Raw genomic sequence first — 17,441 nt, 5'->3', positions numbered from 1 at the left:
GTTGCGCCCGGAGCCCCAAGGCTTCGGAAGAACCAAGCAACAACAGGAGACGCATTCCATGCTTTCAACCCCACCGACCGCCGGCACGGCCAGCGGCCGCCCTGCGCTGCTCGCCGCCGCCCTGGCCGCGCTGGCCCTCACCGCCTGCGGCGGCAGCGACAGCAGCGCCCCCGCTGCCAGCCAGCCGCTGGCCCAGGCCTGCCCGACCTACCGCACGGCCACCCTGCCCCATGGCGCCAGCATCACCCGCACGGAGCTGCGCGCGGCCGAGGGCCTGCTGCCCGAGGTGTGCATCGTGCGCGGCGAGATCGTCTCCTCGCCCCAGTCCACCATCCACTGGGCGGTGGAGCTTCCCGCAGGCGCGGTGTGGAACGGCAAGACCCTGACGGTGGGCGGCGGCGCGTTCGACGGATTCATCCCCACCGACGACCCGTGGTACCAGCACATCATCGGCGCGTCGGCCCACAGCTACGTGAAGATGAGCTCCGACTCGGGCCACCTGGCGCCCGGCTTTGCCTGGGGCGCGAGCGACGTGGCGCTGCGCAACCATGCCTTCGATGCCAACCATTTCGTGCTGGAGGTGGGCACTGCCATTGCCGCCGACTTCTATGGCAAGCGCCCTGCGCGCCGCTACCACATCGGCCACTCCAACGGCGGGCGCTCGGCCCTGGCCGCCACGCAGAACTACCCCAAGGACTACGACGGCGTGGTGGCCATGGAGCCCGCCATCAGCCAGCAGGCGCACCAGACCAACCTGGGGCCCACGCTGCTGCGCCACGTCTTCTCCCGGCCCGAGAACTGGCTGAGCCCCGCCAAGATCGCGCTGTACGCCAAAGCCGAGACCGCGGCCTGCGACGCGCTGGACGGCCTGGCGGACGGGATCATCGGCAACGTGGCCGCCTGCAACTACGTGCCCACCGAGCTGTTGTGCAAGGGCGCGGACAGCGACAGCTGCCTGACCGCCGGGCAGATCGAATCGGTGCGCCTGATCTACGCGAACAAGGACGTGCCGGTGACCCTTTCGCAGGGCGCGCGCGGCTACCCGGGCTATGGGCGCGGCGGCGCGGCCACCTCGGACTGGGAGGCCTATGTGTTCGGCCCCAGCTTTGCGGCACGCGACTCGTTCAACTACATGGCCGCGCTGGCCGCGGCACGGCTGGTGGAGGGCAACCCTGCGGCCGACCTGCTCCAGCACGACCCCACCCGCTACCAGGCCCCGTACCTGCGCCTGGCGAACCTGATCGATGCGACCAACCCCGATATCTCGGCCTTTGCCGACAACGGCGGCAAGCTGCTGATCTGGTACGGCATGGGCGACGCCTGCGTGTCGGTGTACCGCACGGCCGAGTACCTGGACAGCGTGCGCCAGCGCCTGGGCGCCGGCAAGGTGCAGGGCTTTGCGCGCATGCTGACCTCGCCCTCCATCGGCCACAACCTCGACGGCCCGGGCACCGACCCGGTGAGCATCGACCTGCTGGCCGCCATGGACGCCTGGGTGGAACGCGGCAGCGCGCCCGACAGGCTGGTGGCCACCCGCTACGAGCCCGCCGACCCGCGCGCCGGCAAGCAGACCCCGGTACTGCAGCGCCCGGTGTGCGAGTACCCGAAGTTCCCACGCTATGACGGCAAGGGCGACCCGGCCAAGGCGGGGAGCTTCAGCTGCTCCGCCGTGTAATACCCGCTGCGGCGCCGGGCTGCGATCAGTAACTCGCGCGCAGCGTCACGCTGGCGTTGCGCGGCTCACCGAAGAAGTTGCTGCGGCCCGTGGTGTACACGCGCTGCCAGTAGACCTTGTCGGTGAGGTTGTTGAGGTTGAGCGCCACCGTCCAGCGCGGGTCGATGCGGTAGCTGATGGCGGCATTGACGATGCCGAATCCGGGGCGGTGGGTGTTGGTGGTGGCGTTGCCGCCGCTGGCGCTGCTGTAGGCGTTGACGCCTGCACCGACACTCAGCCCATCGAGCAGGCCGTTGTTGAAGCGGTACTGCGACCACAGCTTGACGCTGTGGTGCGGCGTGAGGGCGTTGAGCGGCAGGCCGCCGCTCGACGCGTCGCGCACGTAGCGGTTCTCGTTGTAGGCATAGCCGGCGTACAGGTTCCACTGCTTGGTGATGCGGCCCGAGACTTCGAGCTCCACGCCCTTGCTCTCCACCTCGCCCTGGGCGATGGAGAAGCCGGTGTTGACCGGATCGGCCTGGGCGCGGTTGACCTCGCGGATGCGGTACACGGCGGCGTTGGTGGTCAGCGCCCGGTCGAAGAACTCGCCCTTCACGCCGACTTCGAGCTGCTTGCCCACGATGGGGTCGATCACGCCGCCGCCAAAGGCCAGCTGCGTCTGCGGCGTGAAGGCGTCGCTGTAGCTCACGTAGCCCGAGACCTGCGGGGTGAACGCATAGGTCAGCCCGGCGTAGGGGCTGAGCTTGTGGTCCACCTGGTTGGTGGTCCAGGCGCCGGTGGTGGGCAGCAGGTTGCGGCTTTGCGTGTCGTACCAGCTCACGCGGGCGCCCAGCACCACGGTCAGCGGGTCGGTGATGCGCAGGCGCGTCTGGCCATACAGGCCGTACTGCGAGGTTTCGGACTGCGAGCGCGCCGTGGCCGGGCGGTCAGGGTACGGCACGGCGGAATGGTCGGGCGCGTACACATCCTGCACGTAGTAGTTGGCATAGCGGCCCGAGGTGGTGGCGCTGGTGTTGCGGCGCCAGTCGGCGCCGACCACCACGTCGTGCTTGCGGCCCAGGGCGTTGAAGCTGCCGGTGAGGTTGGCGTCGAGCACGTTCTGCTCGATGCGCGTCTGGTTGAACCACAGCATCAGGCTGGTGCGGCCGTTGGTGGGCGTGACCTGGCCGCTGGGCAGGTACAGGTAGTTGGTGGCCTGGTCGTTGCGGTAGCCGCTCCAGTGCAGGCGGGCGCGCCAGTCGTCGTTGAAGCGGTGCGTGAGTTCGGCGTAGACATACTTCTCGTCCTGCTCGGAGCGGTTCCAGTCCGCGCCCAGCCAGGTGGAGCGCGGCACATCGAGCAGCGCGCCGGTGGTGTACGAAGGCAGGCCGCCGGTAAGCCAGCCGTCGACCTTTTGCGCATGCGCGCCGACCAGCAGGCTGGTGGTGGGCGCGAGCTTGAAGTCGAGCGAGCCGGCAATCGCATAACGGTCGCGCTGGGCGCCACTCTGGTAGGTGCCGCCCTCCTGCTTGGCGGCCGACAGGCGGCCCAGGATAGTGCCCGACTGGTTGAGCGGGCCGGTCACGTCGACCTCGGCCCGCTTGGTGGACCACGAGCCCAGTTGCACCGCACCCCGCGCCTGGAAGGCATCCTGCGGGCGCTTGCGCACCAGGTTCACGGCGCCGCCCGAGCTGGAGACGCCGCTGAACAGCGCCGAGGGGCCGCGCAGCAGCTCCACGCGGTCGAACAGAACGGCATCCCACGCGGCGGCGGTGCCCGGTGCGGGCACACCGTCGATCATGTAGTTGTTGATGGCGAAGCCGCGCGACGAGTACGAGGCCGATTCGCTGTCGAAGCGTTCGGACACGTAGCCCACGGTCTGCTCCAGCACCTCTTCGACGTTGCGCATGTTCTGGTCTTCCATGCGCTGCTGGGTGACCACGCTGATGGACTGGGGGATCTCCTTGAGTTCGGCCGCGGCCTTGCCCACCGTGGCCTGGGTGCTGTTGTAGCGCTCGGTGCCTTCGGTGCTGGTGCGGTCCTGCTGGGCACGCACGGTGACCGGGGGCAGGTTGGTGGTGGTGGCATTGCCGGCGCCGACGGCGGGTTCTGCTGTTGTTTGCGCGCGGGCGGCGCTGGCGGCGACAAGGGCCATCACGGCCAGCGCCACGGGCGCGAAGGACAAGGGAGATCGGGACATCATCGAAGGCCTGTGGGCGAAGGAAGGTGGAGGAATGCATGCCCCCATCACCGCGCCGACACTGCGCGCATGGATGCGCGGAGCGCGCGCAGCCCAGCCGCTGCACGCAATGGCAGCAAGCGCGGGGTCGGTCATGGGGGAGCGGGATTGGCTGGCTGGCGCGCAGGCGGCTCGCAGAGGCTGCGGGCCACCGGACGACCGCGAAGGGCCGCCGGGCACTGGCTGACAACACGGGTACGGCAACACCGTAACGCGAATCAGTTTTATTTTAGAACGATTTCAAGCGCATGCCGACAACCCCGGGAGGCAAACGGGCATACGGGCCACAACGGACTCGCACCGACTCCGGGCGTTGCGCCCGCCTGCTTGCAGGCACCGCACGATCAGCGGACGCGCAACAAGCACTGCACAAACCCGCAGCCACGGTATGTGCCGAATGTGTGCATTGCTTCACGACTGGCGGCACGAATGCGCAAACCAGGGCCGCTGGGCCAGGGAACGCCAACACAATCGCACCTGCCTAGCGCTTCACACCTCCAACCGGGCTCCATTTCTTGAACAAATCCCCTGCACTCAAAGTCCTTCTCGTGGTCCTGATCGCCACGGCCGTGGTCACGCTGTATGTCGGCAAACGCTGGTACGACTATGTCAGCAAGGCCAAGTCGCCATATGAAGAAATCGGCATCGCGCTCAACTCCAGGGCACCGGGGCCGCTCAACCGCTGGGGCTGCGCACAGTTGCAGGAGCGGTTTGCCAAGTCCATTCCCCCGTACGGTTGCGCTGCTGGCGATGGCCGGCAGTGGAAGTGATGCGAGCTGCTGCCGAGCACTCCTGCCGCCCCCTCTTCCCTTCCTTGAAACGAGTCACCATGTTCACCAAACTTCTGGCAGCCTCCGCTGTCCTGGCAGCCTTCACCCTGGGTGCCGCAGGCAGCGCCCACGCCCAAAGCTACAAGCTCAACATGCCGCTGCCCGAGGACAGCGACACCGTTCTGCGGGACATCACCGTCACAGCCAAGGGCACGACGGTGACCATCGTGGTGGGCAACACCAGCGACGGGATCGCGGAGGCCTGCATCCAGCCCAACCACCGCCCCGAGGCGTTCACGCTCAAGGACCTGGACAGCGGGCTGGTGCTCAAGCAGCTGAGCGTGTCGGGCATCAGGTCGTGCACGAAGGGGATGGAGACCATCCGGCCCGGCAAGCGCAAGATCGTGAAGGTGCAGTTCGAGCCCCTGCCGGCCACCACGCGCCGCCTGCAGGTGGCCGAGAACAACTGCAAGCAGAAGGAAGACGACGACATGGTGTATTACTGCTTTGCCGAAGTCGTGCTGAAAAGCCCGAAGTAATTCGCGGTTGCCTGCCGCCTGCGCATGTGCACCCCGCCAGGCGGCGGGTGGGCTGCAAGCCGCTTTCCGTCCCGACCAGCCGACACGGGTGGCCGGGCGCCCGGTATCGGGGGCTGCCGCCACGGCAGGCCACCCATTTGTCGCCGCATCCGTGCCAAATGTCACACACCGGCGCCGCCGTTCCAAGTGTTACTTCCTGGCGCAGCCGCAGAGCCCACGCGTCCAGATAATCCGCTGCCATGGAGAGAGGAAAGGGGCGCGCTGCCAGCGCGCCCCCGGCTCCATGCCGGACCGGAAAAAACACACACAACCATTCGCGTGCCTCTATGAACATCCCTTCTGCCCTGCGCCTGGGCCTGGCCAAGTACCTGGCCTATTCGCTGCTTGCGCTGCTCTTGATCCCACTGGCCGCCTACCTGTTCACGGGGTATGCGCAGCGCGACGAGGACACCCAGTTCATCGCCCGCATCAGCCAGCGCATCGATGCCGAAAAGGGCATGCCCGCGGCCGAAAAGCAGGCGCAAAAGGACTTCTACCGCGCCAACCCGCCCTCCACCATCTGCACCAACCAGGACCCCGAGGTGGCGGACTACCGCGAGGCCCTGTGCGAGACCTACGGCGAGCTATGGCAGTTCAACCTGGTGCGCCAGGTGTCGCTGTGGAGCATGGTGGCCGGGGTCGCGCTGCTGGCGGCGGTGCTGGGCCTCGGTGCACTGGCTTTCGTCAACCGCCGGCTGCAGTACACCAGCTTCGTCACCGGCTGGCACCTGACCACCTGGGCCAGCGCCAGCTCGCTGGTCGTGCAGGGCGCCCTCGCGGTGTGGCTGTCGTTCTGGGTGACGGCGTTCTTCATGCACAAGTACTGGCCCAAGCTCATCATCCTGGTGGGGATCCTGGTCGCGTGCGGGGTCTTCATGGCGGTGGTGGGCATCTTCAAGCGGGTGCAGTCGAACAACGGCGTCGATGGCGAGTTGCTCACTGAGGCGGATGCGCCCCTGCTGTGGGCACGCATCCGCCACATGGCCGAGCGTTTGAAGACCGAGCCGCCGCGCAACATCGTGGCCGGCATCGACGCCAACTTCTTCGTGACCGAGGCGCCTCTCACCGTGGGCAACCAGCGGCTCACCGGGCGCACCCTGTTCGTGAGCATCCCCCTGCTGCGCCTGCTCGACCAGGCAGAAGCCGATGCCGTGCTGGGCCACGAGCTGGCGCATTTGCGCGGCGGCGACACCCAGAGCAGCGCGCTGCTGGGCCCCAAGATCCACCAGTACGACCACTATCGCCACGCCATGCGCGAGGGCGGCCTGACGGCCGTGTTCCTGCCGCTGATCGACCTGTACCGCACCATCTTCGAGGTGGCGCTGGCGCGCGAAAGCCGCGCACGCGAGTTTGAGGCCGACCGCACTGCCGCCAAGTTGGTCTCGCCCGATGCGATTGCACAATCACTGGTGAAGATCGCCGCCTATGCGCAGTACCGCTCCAAAATCGAGAGCGAACTCTTCGGCCAGAACCGCAAGCACGATGCCGCCGCGCTGGGCATTGCCAGTTATGTGGCCCAAGGGCTACCACCCTATGCCGCATCGGCCGATTTCCTATCGGAGATGAAGACGGCCAACGTGCCCCACCCCTTCGACTCGCACCCCGCCATGCCCGAGCGCATGCGCGCCGTGGGCGTGGCCCTGGCCGAAAGCGACTACGGCGCCATCGTCGTGCGCGTGCCGGCCGCCACCTGGGCGCAGCAGATCCTCACGGCCGATGCCATCGAGCAGCGCATGTCGGGCGCCTACGAGCAGGCCTTTGCGGCAGAGCACGAGCGCAGCCTGGCCTACCGCTACGAGCCGGCCAACGACGAAGAGCGTGCGCTGGTGCTGCAGTACTTTCCGCCGGTGCAGTACGCCTTGAAGGGCAGCGACACGGTGACCGTGGGCATCGAGGGCATCACCACCTCGGCCGATGGCGTGACGGTGGCCTGGGACGCCATCAAGGCGCTGGAATTCAAGGAGAGCACCTGGGGCAATGCCCTGATCGTCACCCACCCCGAAAAAGCCATGATCGGCGCCAAGACCAGCAAGATCAAGCTCGGCGGCCTGAAGAAGGAGAAGGACGCCTTCAACGCCAAGGTTGGCCACTACTGGCAACGCCATCAGATCATGCGGGCACGCCAGCAGGAAGCCTGAGCGCCAGCAGAAGAAGGCGCGCGCCCGGTATCCATCAGGCCCCCGACGCGCGCCGCGCGCGCCTGCGCCCCCACCAGATCACCACCCCGGTCACGCTGAGCACCGCCACGGCCAGGCCCAGCACGGTGACCAGGATGCGCCCCGGCAGGCCCGCGATGCGGCCCGAGTGCAGCGGGAACTGCAGGCGCATGAGCAGATCACCGGCCGTGCCCTCGCCCGGCACGCGCTGGCCGGCCAGGGCGCCGGTGGCACCGTCGAAGTACAGGCGCGGCGGGCCCAGGCCGGGGCGGCTGATGCCGGGCACATAGAAGTCCACGCCGTAGAGGTCGAAGGCCGGCCGGTAGGTGAGAAAGCCCGGCGGGTCGGCCCAGCCGCGGCGCAGGCCTTCGGCCCGGGCCAGGGCGACGACCTCGGCCCGACCCACCTGGGGCGGCGCCTGCTGCGCAGGCGGGCGGCGCGGGCGCTCGTCGAAGGGGCTCGCGCTGGTGCGCGAGAAGACATTGACCACGGGTTCCATGACCTCGTCGTGCAGGTTCATCGCCACCGAGGTGACAGCCAGCACGAGCATCAGCACCCAGGACCACACGCCGCCCGAACGGTGCAGGTCGAAGTTGACGGTGCGCGCGCCGCGCGACCAGCGGAAGGCCAGGGACTTGCGCCAGGTCCGCCAGCGCGGAAAGGACAGCCACAGCGCGATGAAGCAGTCCACCACCCAGAGCATGGCCACCGCGCCCAGGAACCACACGGCCCAGTCCACCCCCCAGGCGCGCGGCAGGAACAGGGTGTGGTGCAGCTTGTACAGGAAAGGCACGATGTCCTGGCGCGCCAGCGAGGCCTGGCCCCAGGTGCGCGTGCCCTGCACCTGGGCCGTGGCGGGGTGCACGGCCATCTGGTCGAAGCCGAGCACATGCGGCTGGCCGGTGGTGGCATCCATGCGCGGCGCCACCATCATCACCAGGGTCTGGCCCGGTGCGGCCGCCAGGGGCATGAAGCTGACCTGCAGCGCGGGGTGCGCTGCCTCCACGCGGCGTGCCACTTCGGTGGCGGGCAGCAGCGGCGCACCGGACGGCGCGGCGTAGTGAAAGCCCGGGTTGAGCCAGCGGTCGAGCTCGTGCTCCCACGCGATGGCGGAGCCCGTGAGCCCGGCCACGGCGAGGAACACGGCCATGAACAGGCCGGCCCAGCGGTGCAGGAGTACCAGCAGCTTGCGCATGGCGCTTCAGAACGGAGTGGAAGGAAAGCGGCCGGCAGGCCAAGCGCATGGCCCGCCCTGCCGGCGCCCTCTCCTTCCCACCCCTTGGATCAGAACCGGTAGGCTGCTGCGACCTTGACTTCGCGCCCGAAGCCCAGCGCGCAGAACTCCGCGCCGCCGCGGAAGGTGTTGCACTGGGTACGGTAGCGCTTGTCCCCGAGGTTGGTCACGTTGAGCGACAGGCGCCAGGCGCCCACGTCGTAGGCGGCCATGGCGTCGAACAGGGTGTAGCCGTCGTTGGTGGGGATGGGGCCGGTAGCGACGCGCAGCTCGCCCACCGTGGCGCTGATGTGGCGCACGCCCAGGCCCAGTTCCAGCGGGCCGCGCTGGTACTTGCCCCAGAGCGATGCCACATGCTCGGGCGTGGCGCCCGGGCGCTCGCCGACTTCGAGCGCATTGTTGCTGCGCGTGACCTTGGCGTTGAGATACGTGTAGGCGCCGATGACCGAGAAGCCCCCGCCCACCTCGCCCGAGCCCTGCAGCTCCAGCCCGCGGCTGCGCACCTCGCCGGTCTGCACGTCAAAGCGCGGGTTGATGGTGGACGGCGTGCGCACGTTGCGCTTGCGCAGGTCGAACACGGCGGCGCTCAGCGTGTAGCCGGCGCCTTGCGGGGCGTAGCGCAGGCCCACCTCGGCCTGGCGCGCGGTCTCGGGCTCGTAGGGCACTCCGTTGGCGTCCACGGCAGTCACGGTGGTCAGCGGTGGCTGGAAGGCGGTGTTGAAGCTCACGTAGGGTGCCAGGCCGTTCGGCGCCAGGTAGATGGCGCCCGCGCGGCCGGTGAAGGCGTTGTCGCGCCGGTCCACCACGGTGGTGGCGAACGGTGCGTCGCCGGTCAGGCGTGCGTCGTACTTCGTGTCGATGCGGGCCGTGTCGTAGCGGCCGCCCAGGCTGAACACCCAGCGTTCGCCCAACTTGATCTGGTCCTGCAGGTACAGGCCCACCTGGGTGTTGCGTGCCAGAGCGCGGTCGCTCAGGTAATTGTTGCTCCAGTCGGGCTGCACATACACGGGGTTGACCAGGTCGATGGGCGCCACGGCACCGTTGAGCGAGTGGATGCGCCAGTCGAGTTTGGAGTGGTAGTAGTCGATGCCGGCCAGCAGCTGGTGCGAGACCTCGCCGCTTTTGAGGCGCGTCTCCAGGTGGGTGTCGATCACCAGGGTCTTCTCGGCGTCGGGCCGCACCATGGCCAGGCGGGCCATGCTGCGCTGGTCGGCCATGAGGCCGCGGTTGCGCATCTCCAGCCGGTGGTTGCTGCCGTCGAGGTAGCGCAGATTGTGGCGCACGGTCAGGCTGTCGCTGAAGGAGTGCTCGAGCAGGTAGCCCAGCGACCAGGCCTCCTTGTGGTGGCCCGAGCCCGGGCCGTTGACGTTGATGCGCTCGCTGGCCGGGCCGGCGGGCGTGTTGCGGTAGTAGGGAATGATGTAGCCCGTGTCGTCCTTCTGGTGGTGGGCCAGCAAGGTGAGCGTGGTGCGGTCGCCCTGCAGGGTGATGGCCGGGGCCACGTAGGTGCGGTCGTTGCGCAGGTCATCCCATTGCGTGCCGGCCTCGCGCTTAAGCACGGTGAGGCGGCCGAGCACGGTGCCCTGCGCGTTGAGCGCACCGCCGATGTCGGCCGTGGCCTGGCGCCGGTCATGGCTGCCCAGCTCCAGCCCCACCTCGCGCTGCATGCCGGCGCGCGGGCGCTTGGTCACGGCGTTGATCAGCCCGCCGGGCGCCGACTGGCCGTAGAGCACCGAGGCCGGGCCGTGCACCACCTCCAGCCGCTCCAGGCCATAGGGCTCCAGGTTGGTCATGAAGCCGTTGTGGATGAGGCGCATGCCGTCGCGGTACAGGCCGGTGCCGGTGAGGTAGAAGCCGCGGATGGAGACGTCGTCGTCGGTGATGCCGTAGTCCGCCGGGCGCACGCCCGCGCTGTAGCGCACGGCCTCGGCCACGCTGGAGATGGCCTGGTCGCGGATCTGCGCGGCGCCGATGGTGGAGACCTGCTGCGGCGTCTCCAGCACGGGCACGTCCATCTTGGTGGCGCCCGCGCCGCGCGTGGCGCGGTAGCCCTCCACCGGGCCCCAGGCGGCCTCGCGCTCGGCCGCCACGCGCACGGTGGGCAACTGGGTGTCGGTGGACGAGGTGCGGCCCGCCGCTGCGGGTGCTGGTGCAGGCGCGCCGCGGCGCAGCGTGTAGCCGCCACCGTTGCGCGGCACGGCTTCGAGGCCGCTGCCCACGAGCAGGCGGGCAAAGCCTTCTTCGACCGCCGCCACGCTGCCCTGCAGGCCGGGGCTGCGCAGGCCTTCGGTGAGCGCGGGCTCGAACGACAGGGTGACGCCGGCCGCGCCCGCATAGCGCGAGAGCACCGGGCCCAGCGGGCCGGCAGGGATGTCGTAGCTGCGCGTGGTCTGCGCCGCCGTGCCGCCGGAAGCGCTGGTTTGCGCCCAGGCGGCGGGCGATGCCGCCGCCGCGATGGCGATGCCCACGCACAGCGCATGCGCGGCGCGGGCCAGCGGCGTGGCGCGGGTGGTCAGCAGCGGGGTGCGGCTGCTCGGCAGGTGGTCAGCATCAACGGGCGCCATGCGCGTCCTCCTCGGGTTCGTTCGGGTTGGGTTGGAGTGGCGGGCGCTGGCTTGATCGATTGATCACCAGCGCCTTCCAAACCATGCCGAACGGTTCCCGAAAAAGGGACACGCTTTTGAAAACTATTTTTTTTGGGGGGGGGCGCATGCACCCGCCCTGCCCTGCTCCGCTTGCTCAGGCCATGGCCATCGCGGGTTCCTGGCGCTGGGGTGCTGGCGCCAGTTGCTCGTCCACCCAGCAGCCGTATTCGGCCGATGCCTGCACCGGTTGCACCACCAGCTGGGGCAGTGTGTAGGGGTGCTGTTTGCGCAGCAGCGCCATCAGCGCGGGCATGGCGCTGGCGGCGGTCTTGCAGGCCACGCGCAGCTCGCGGCACTCTTCGAGCGCGCCTTCCCAGTGGAAGTAGGCGGTGATGGGCTCCACCTGCACGCAGGCGGCCAGCCGCGCATGCAGCACTGAGTGCGCAAGGCGCTTGGCCTCGGCCTCGGTGGCGACCGTGGTGGTGACCATGAGGATTTCGCGGGGGGCGGCTGTGGCTGCGGTTGCCGCAGCCGTGGCCTCTGTGCAGGCGGTGCTCGTTGTCGTCGTCATCAACATGCTTGTCTCCCGGGGGGCGCTGTGATGGAGCTGGGTCGGGGAGTCTGCCACAGGTAGGGGTTGGGGTCTAGTGCTCCTGGCCCTGGTCTGATTTTGGCTCTGGCTCTGGGGCGATGGTTGATTTGTGCTTTGGTTGAGGGCGGGGGCCGGGATGTGCGCCCGGCGGCGCAGTAACTTTCTCTTGCGTCGCCAAGAGAAAGTCACCAAAGAGAAGGCGACCCCGCTGCCCGTGTCCCCACTCGCCTGGCGGCGATTGGGGCAGCCTGCGATGCTCCAAGCTGGGGTGCGCCTCGCAACTCACTGCGTTCCCCCTGCGGGTGAACTCCGTTCAGACATCTGCGGCGAGTCAGATGACGAAGCGCGTGTGTCCTGCGGCACACGCGCCACCCCAGCTTCTGCGCTTCTCGGCACGGTCAGAAGGGGGTGGATACCAACACGGGCCATTGCTTCGCTCGGCCTGGTGGTCCTTCGCTGCGCTCGGTTCGCCAGGGCGGTTGCACCGCCCCGTCGGCAGCGCACAGCGCGAACCGACACCAGGCGCAGCTGCGCAGCAGCAGCCGTGCGGTACCCGCTCCCCACCCCTGCTGGCTGCGCCGAGAAGCGCAGGAGCTGGGGTGGGCGTGTGTGCCGAAGGACACACACGCTTCGTCATCTAGCTTGCCGCAGCTGTTTGAGCGGAGTTCGAAGAACGCAGCGAGTTCTGCGGCACCACCCCAGATCCGAGCATCGCAGGCTGCCCCCGTTCGCCCGTCAGGGCGTACGGGGGACGCAGACTGGGGGTCGCCTTCTCTTTGGTGACTTTCTCTTGGCGACTCAAGAGAAAGTTACTGCGCCGCCGGGCGCACATCCCGGCCCCCGCACTCAGCAAAAGCACGCCGCCAGCAAGGGCAGCAAAGGCAGCAAGAGCAGCAATAACTCAACGCGCCACCACCAACCGCAACGACCCTTGATAAACCGCCTGCCTGCGCAAAAACCCATACCGCGCATCCCAACCCCCGACACCAGATCCCCCCGCAACGCCCCCACACTCGCATCGACCGATGCAGCCGGCACAAACCCCCATGCCGAACAAGCCGTCCGCGCAGCCGGCACCAACAGCATCTCCGGCCGCCCGTAATACGCCTCATTGAACCCATCCCGGCAATCCCACGGAATCGGCACCGGCAACATCTCCACCCGCCCACCCAGCGCCGCAGCCATCCGGTCCATGGCCGGATAGCGCCGCGCCTCGGCCGCCAGCACCCCGGGCGCATAGCCGGCCAGCCAGAAATCCTGCACTGCCAGCGGGTCGCAGGTGAGGACCACCACGGGCCCGCGCGCCACGCGCCGCATCTCGCGCAGGCCCGCCTCCACGTCGCTCCACTGGTGGATGGAAAACGTGCTCATGGCTGCATCGAAGGCGCCATCGGCAAACGGCAGGTGCTCGGCCACGCCGTCCACGGCGGGAGGCAGGTGCGCAGGCCGCTGGTCGCGCATGGACTGCGAGGGCTCGAGCGCGGTCACGGTGCGGCCCGTGGGCTCGTACGACCCGGCCCCGGCACCGACATTGAGCACGGTGGCGGCCGCGTCGCCCAGGGCCTGCTCGATCAGCGCGGCGATGCGCGGCTCGGGCTGGCGGTACGCGGAGTAGCTGGCACCCACGGCACCGTAGTTGACGTCGCCCGCGCTGCCGTCGGCGGACCGGTTGATGGTGGCGGCGAGCTTGTAGTCGTTGTTGCTGTCTGCAGGCATGGACAAAGGCCTCCCGGGGATGGTGAAGGCCTCCATGCTGGCCACAGACCGGCGCACGCACAAACGAGATATGCAGCGGCCATGCGTGAGAAAAAGGCACGCATGGCGCCATCGGGAGCTGGCAGCCAGCCCCTCAGGCCGGGACCAGCGTGACCCAGTACCGGGTGCGCGTGACCACCTGCACCGGCAGCGTCTCGCGCAGCATGGCCAGGATGTACTCGGTATCGTTCAGCTGGAAGGCGCCTGAAATGCGCAGCGCCGCCACGGCCGGGTCGCAGCGCACCACACCCGGGCGGTAGCGCGCCAGCTCGGCCGCGAAGTCGTCTAGGCGCATGCCGTCGGCATACAGCACGCCCTGCGCCCAGGCCAGGGCCTGCTCGCCCAGCGCGGTGGGGGCCTGCACGCCGGCGGCGGTGAAGCGGCACTGCTCGCCCGCCTGCAGGATGCGCTGGGGCGCTCCGTGGCGTGGCGTGATCTCCACCGCGCCTTCGGCCACGGCCAGGTGCACTGTGTCTTCATCGAGCAGGCGCACGGCAAAGCGGGTGCCCAGGGCGCGCAGCCAGCCGCCGGGCGTCTCCACGCGGAAGCTGCGGGCAGCGGACTCCCTGGCCGTGGTGATGAGCACCTCGCCCGCACGCAAGCGCAACAGGCGCTCGTGGGCGTCGAAGGCCACGTCGAGCGCGCTGGCGGTATTGAGCAGCACCTCGGAGCCATCGGCCAGCGTGACGCTGCGCCGCTCGCCCGTGGCGGTGCGGTGCTCGGCCGCCCACTGCTGCCAGTGCGCGTGGCGCCAGCCCAGGTACGCAGCCGGTGCCACGGTGCCCACCAGGGCCAGCACGCGCAGCGCGGCGCGGCGGTTGGCGGCGGCGGTGCGCTCGGCGCGGGCCAGCACCGGCAGGCCCAGGCCCGCGGGCACGGCGCCAAAGGTGCGCGACAGGCGCTCGGCGCGCTGCCAGGCGGCTTCGTTGGCGGCATCCTGCGCGCGCCAGGCGGCCAGGGCCTGCCAGTCGTCTGGCCGGGCCTGGCCGGAGTTCAGGCGCACCAGCCACTGCGCAGCCTCGCGCAGGGCGGCGCGGCTGACAGGGGCGGAACCCGGATTGGTGGCGGAGGTGGCGCTGCCCATGGCTGGTTCACTCATTCCATTGCCAGAAGGCAGCACTCAAAGCCTTGGGCCATGTAGCGCTTGACGGTGCGCTCGCTCACCTGCAGCTGCAGCGCGATCTCGGCATAGCCCAGGCCCTCCAGCTGCGACAGCAGAAAGGCCTGCCGCGCCTTGGACCCCAGGCCGTCGAGCATGGCGTCGATCTCGTGCAGGGCTTCGAGCACCAGGGCGCGCTCCTCGGGTGACGGGGCCATCGGCTCGGGCATCAGGGCCAGGGCGTCCACGTACGCCTGCTCCAGCGCGCGGCGGCGCCACAGGTCGGACACCAGGCCCTTGGCGATGGTGGTGAGGTAGGCGCGCGGTTCGCGCAGGCCCTGCAGCGCCTGGGGGCGCAGCAGCACGCGCACAAAGGTGTCCTGCGCCAGGTCGGCCGCCTCGTCCCGGCACCCCAGCCGCCGCTGCAGCCACGCGCGCAGCCAGCCATGGTGGTGGCTGTACAGCGTGTGCGGGTCGTGGTCGGGGTGGACCAGGCCGGGGTCAGCGGTGCTCATGCGGCAGGGATGGGCAAAGAGAATGGGGGTATCGCTGAAATTATAATTGAGAACAATTCTCAATTCATAGCCTCGGCGCATTTGCAGGCCAAGGGATATGCCCGCAACACACCCGCATGCCATTCGATCTGCACCGCTATGAATCCGCCGGCTACGGCGTGGTGACCGATGCCGTGCCCGCCCAACTGCTCGCCGCCATGGGCACGTGGCTAACCCGTGCCGAAGCGGCTGCGCGCCAATGCAGCGCCGAGGATCAGGCGCGCGACCTGGTGTTCGAGAAGGACCTGCCCGACGCGGGGCGCAACGGCATCCCAGCCACCGAGGTGGGCGATGCCCTCTTCATCCTGGGCGACCTGTGCCGCTATGCGCCGCAGTTCGGTGCCCTGCTGCAGTTGCCGGCGCTGGTCGATGCCTGCGCGCACGCCCTGGGCAGCACCGGGCTGGTTGCGCACTTCATGAACGCGACCACCAAGCACCCGGGCTTTGGCCGGGCCATCGGCTGGCATCGCGACTTTCCCAACGGCTACCTGAGCGGCACGGATTCGCGCTTTCTGCGCGTGATGGTCTGCCTGGATGGCATGGCCGAGCATGGCGGTGCCACGCGCTTCCTGCCGGGCAGCCACCGGGTGGACGATGGCTACGCGACCGCGGAGAAGCGTGGCGGAGGCAAGCACCGCTACGCCGCGCACCACGGCGTCGCAGCGGAATGCGCACCGGGCGACCTGGTGCTGATCCACCCCAAGGTGATCCACGGCGGCCCGGCCAACACCAGCGCCCGGCCCCGGCGCAATGTCATCGTGCAGGTCGGGGTGGCCGGGATGGCGTTGGTGGGCGAGCGGGAGACGGTGACGGGCTGGCCCGTGGCCTTGCGGCCTCAGCCCGCAGCTTCACCGTCCAGCTGAAACAGGCTGGTCGCCACCAGGTCCAGCACTGCGGCCGAGTCCTGGTTCACCAGCTCCCAGCGCCAGCGCAGGATGCCCAGGCCGGGCTTGCTGGCGGAGCGGCGCACTTCCTGCACCGTGGCCGTGAGCACCAGTTGGTCGCCCGGGCGCACCGGGTGCGGCCAGCGGATGTACTCGATGCCCGGGGACGCAAACGACTCCGAGCCATGCAGCGCCTTGTCTGCCACCAGCCGCATGGCGATGGCGCAGGTGTGCCAGCCGCTGGCGATGAGGCCGCCGAAGCGCCCCTCCTGCGCGGCGGCCGGGTCGGTGTGGAACCACTGCGGGTCGTAGGACCTGGCGAAGGTGAGCACCTCTTCTTCGGTCACGGTGTAGGGCCCGGCCGAGATGACCTGACCGGCATGGAATTCGGCGAACTTCATGTTACTGCGCACCTCCGAAGTTCGCGGGCCGCTTGTCGTTCAGCGCGGCAAAGCCCTCGCGCGCATCGCGCCCGGCAAAGCCCAGCATCTCCAGCGCGAGCGAATGCTCGAAGGCCGGCCAGGCCGCACGCAGCCAGTGGTTCAGGCTGCGCTTGGTGAAGGCCAGCGCCGTGGGGCTGCCGCGCGCCAGCTCCTGTGCGATCTGCAGGGCCCGGGCGTCCAGCTCCTCATCGGCCACGGCCAGGCTGACCAGGCCGATGCGCTCGGCCTCCTGGCCCGAGATGGTGTTGCACAGCAGCAGGTGGTACTTGGCCCGGGCCATGCCGCACAGCAGCGGCCAGAGCACGGCGGCATGGTCGCCGGCGGCCACGCCCAGGCGCGTGTGGCCGTCGATGATCTTGGCACGCTGGCCGGCCACGGTGATGTCCGCCATCAGTGCTACCGCAGCCCCCGCCCCCACGGCCGCGCCGTTGATGGCCGAGACGATGGGCAGGTCGCAGTCCATCATGCCCTGCACGATGGCGCGGGCCTCCTGCATGGTGCGCAGCCGGGCGTCGTGGCTGCCGAGCATGGCGGACACCAGCTCGGGCGAGCCGCCCGCGCAAAAGCCCTTGCCCTCGCTGCGCACCAGGATGCTGCGCACGCCTGGCGTGGCCTGCAGCCGGCCCCAGATGGTGCCCAGGTGCGCATGCGCCTGTACGTCGGTGAAGGGCATGCCGCCTGCGGGGCCGAAGATGACGTGCGCCACGCCGTCATCGGCGATGCGCACCTGCAGGTGGGGGCCGAGGTCCCAGGGTTGTGATGGGCCGTCCATGGGATTTGTCTCCTGTGGTTCTGGTGTGGTGGGCAGCTTACACGTTGCGTCAGGGGTGGACTGAACCATGAAACCTTGCGCGAGCAGCAAGACCCGGGGCTTTGCACGCGCGTGCTTTTTCGTGGG

The 17,441-nt window shown here is 69.2% G+C and carries 14 protein-coding genes; 5 read left to right on the top strand and 9 right to left on the bottom strand.

Annotated features, from left to right (window positions below; all coding sequences use genetic code 11):
• Nucleotides 1–58 precede the first annotated feature (58 nt).
• Complete coding sequence (locus AC07PF_RS20420; protein ID WP_494613039.1) at nucleotides 59–1,675, top strand: tannase/feruloyl esterase family alpha/beta hydrolase; 1,617 nt, start codon at nucleotides 59–61, stop codon at nucleotides 1,673–1,675.
• A 25-nt stretch (nucleotides 1,676–1,700) separates the two neighbouring features.
• Here the strand turns inward: AC07PF_RS20420 and AC07PF_RS20415 are convergent, their stop codons facing one another.
• Nucleotides 1,701–3,854, bottom strand: a complete 2,154-nt coding sequence (locus AC07PF_RS20415) for a TonB-dependent siderophore receptor (RefSeq protein WP_494613038.1) — start codon at nucleotides 3,852–3,854, stop codon at nucleotides 1,701–1,703.
• Nucleotides 3,855–4,408: 554 nt separating this feature from the next.
• Between AC07PF_RS20415 and AC07PF_RS20410 the strand changes: the two genes are divergently transcribed.
• The 3 genes from AC07PF_RS20410 (at nucleotide 4,409) to AC07PF_RS20400 (ending at nucleotide 7,379) form a co-directional block, all read left to right on the top strand.
• Complete coding sequence (locus tag AC07PF_RS20410) at nucleotides 4,409–4,663, top strand: hypothetical protein (RefSeq protein ID WP_035206421.1); 255 nt, start codon at nucleotides 4,409–4,411, stop codon at nucleotides 4,661–4,663.
• A 59-nt stretch (nucleotides 4,664–4,722) separates the two neighbouring features.
• Nucleotides 4,723–5,202 (top strand): hypothetical protein, encoded by a 480-nt coding sequence (locus AC07PF_RS20405; protein WP_494613037.1) that lies wholly within the window; start codon nucleotides 4,723–4,725, stop codon nucleotides 5,200–5,202.
• A gap of 326 nt (nucleotides 5,203–5,528) precedes the next feature.
• Nucleotides 5,529–7,379: a M48 family metallopeptidase gene (locus AC07PF_RS20400; protein ID WP_494613036.1), complete on the top strand. Its 1,851-nt coding sequence runs from the start codon at nucleotides 5,529–5,531 to the stop codon at nucleotides 7,377–7,379.
• 34 nt (nucleotides 7,380–7,413) lie between these two features.
• Here the strand turns inward: AC07PF_RS20400 and AC07PF_RS20395 are convergent, their stop codons facing one another.
• The 6 genes from AC07PF_RS20395 to AC07PF_RS20370 form a co-directional block, all read right to left on the bottom strand.
• On the bottom strand, nucleotides 7,414–8,592 hold the full coding sequence (locus tag AC07PF_RS20395) for a PepSY-associated TM helix domain-containing protein (protein ID WP_494613035.1): 1,179 nt from the start codon (nucleotides 8,590–8,592) through the stop codon (nucleotides 7,414–7,416).
• Nucleotides 8,593–8,681: 89 nt separating this feature from the next.
• Entirely contained in the window at nucleotides 8,682–11,195 is a 2,514-nt protein-coding gene (locus AC07PF_RS20390) for a TonB-dependent siderophore receptor (RefSeq protein WP_494613034.1), read from the bottom strand.
• Between the two features lie 175 nt (nucleotides 11,196–11,370).
• Nucleotides 11,371–11,787 (bottom strand): divalent-cation tolerance protein CutA, encoded by a 417-nt coding sequence (cutA, locus tag AC07PF_RS20385; protein WP_494613033.1) that lies wholly within the window; start codon nucleotides 11,785–11,787, stop codon nucleotides 11,371–11,373.
• Between the two features lie 867 nt (nucleotides 11,788–12,654).
• Nucleotides 12,655–13,524: a class I SAM-dependent methyltransferase gene (locus tag AC07PF_RS20380; RefSeq protein WP_494613032.1), complete on the bottom strand. Its 870-nt coding sequence runs from the start codon at nucleotides 13,522–13,524 to the stop codon at nucleotides 12,655–12,657.
• 133 nt (nucleotides 13,525–13,657) lie between these two features.
• The gene (locus AC07PF_RS20375) at nucleotides 13,658–14,662 is read right to left on the bottom strand and encodes a FecR domain-containing protein (protein ID WP_494613031.1); all 1,005 of its coding nucleotides are present in this window, start codon (nucleotides 14,660–14,662) and stop codon (nucleotides 13,658–13,660) included.
• Complete coding sequence (locus AC07PF_RS20370) at nucleotides 14,659–15,177, bottom strand: sigma-70 family RNA polymerase sigma factor (RefSeq protein WP_494613030.1); 519 nt, start codon at nucleotides 15,175–15,177, stop codon at nucleotides 14,659–14,661. The genes AC07PF_RS20375 and AC07PF_RS20370 overlap by 4 nt, the downstream gene beginning before the upstream one ends.
• Before the next feature lie 116 nt (nucleotides 15,178–15,293).
• Here AC07PF_RS20370 and AC07PF_RS20365 point away from each other — a divergent pair, with 116 nt between their 5' ends.
• Complete coding sequence (locus tag AC07PF_RS20365) at nucleotides 15,294–16,079, top strand: phytanoyl-CoA dioxygenase family protein (RefSeq protein ID WP_494613029.1); 786 nt, start codon at nucleotides 15,294–15,296, stop codon at nucleotides 16,077–16,079.
• On the opposite strand, the gene AC07PF_RS20360 is transcribed toward AC07PF_RS20365, so the two are convergent.
• Together AC07PF_RS20360 and AC07PF_RS20355 are read right to left on the bottom strand one after the other, a co-directional pair.
• Nucleotides 16,052–16,501, bottom strand: a complete 450-nt coding sequence (locus AC07PF_RS20360; protein WP_494613028.1) for a MaoC family dehydratase — start codon at nucleotides 16,499–16,501, stop codon at nucleotides 16,052–16,054. The two genes, AC07PF_RS20365 and AC07PF_RS20360, sit on opposite strands and share 28 nt — an antisense overlap.
• Before the next feature lies 1 nt (nucleotide 16,502).
• Nucleotides 16,503–17,315: an enoyl-CoA hydratase/isomerase family protein gene (locus AC07PF_RS20355; RefSeq protein WP_494613027.1), complete on the bottom strand. Its 813-nt coding sequence runs from the start codon at nucleotides 17,313–17,315 to the stop codon at nucleotides 16,503–16,505.
• Nucleotides 17,316–17,441: the final 126 nt, after the last annotated feature.

This window comes from Acidovorax sp. GW821-FHT10A04, from assembly GCF_059415825.1.
This window is presented reverse-complemented; position numbering and strand designations above follow the sequence as displayed.

Bases quoted from the DNA above. Each gene is read 5' to 3' on its own strand.
- AC07PF_RS20420 (WP_494613039.1), top strand. From the start codon at position 59: ATGCTTTCAACCCCACCGACCGCCGGCACGGCCAGCGGCCGCCCTGCG.
- AC07PF_RS20415 (WP_494613038.1), bottom strand. From the start codon at position 3,854: ATGTCCCGATCTCCCTTGTCCTTCGCGCCCGTGGCGCTGGCCGTGATG.
- AC07PF_RS20405 (WP_494613037.1), top strand. From the start codon at position 4,723: ATGTTCACCAAACTTCTGGCAGCCTCCGCTGTCCTGGCAGCCTTCACC.
- AC07PF_RS20400 (WP_494613036.1), top strand. From the start codon at position 5,529: ATGAACATCCCTTCTGCCCTGCGCCTGGGCCTGGCCAAGTACCTGGCC.
- AC07PF_RS20395 (WP_494613035.1), bottom strand. From the start codon at position 8,592: ATGCGCAAGCTGCTGGTACTCCTGCACCGCTGGGCCGGCCTGTTCATG.
- AC07PF_RS20390 (WP_494613034.1), bottom strand. From the start codon at position 11,195: ATGGCGCCCGTTGATGCTGACCACCTGCCGAGCAGCCGCACCCCGCTG.
- cutA (WP_494613033.1), bottom strand. From the start codon at position 11,787: ATGACGACGACAACGAGCACCGCCTGCACAGAGGCCACGGCTGCGGCA.
- AC07PF_RS20380 (WP_494613032.1), bottom strand. From the start codon at position 13,524: ATGCCTGCAGACAGCAACAACGACTACAAGCTCGCCGCCACCATCAAC.
- AC07PF_RS20375 (WP_494613031.1), bottom strand. From the start codon at position 14,662: ATGAGTGAACCAGCCATGGGCAGCGCCACCTCCGCCACCAATCCGGGT.
- AC07PF_RS20370 (WP_494613030.1), bottom strand. From the start codon at position 15,177: ATGAGCACCGCTGACCCCGGCCTGGTCCACCCCGACCACGACCCGCAC.
- AC07PF_RS20365 (WP_494613029.1), top strand. From the start codon at position 15,294: ATGCCATTCGATCTGCACCGCTATGAATCCGCCGGCTACGGCGTGGTG.
- AC07PF_RS20360 (WP_494613028.1), bottom strand. From the start codon at position 16,501: ATGAAGTTCGCCGAATTCCATGCCGGTCAGGTCATCTCGGCCGGGCCC.
- AC07PF_RS20355 (WP_494613027.1), bottom strand. From the start codon at position 17,315: ATGGACGGCCCATCACAACCCTGGGACCTCGGCCCCCACCTGCAGGTG.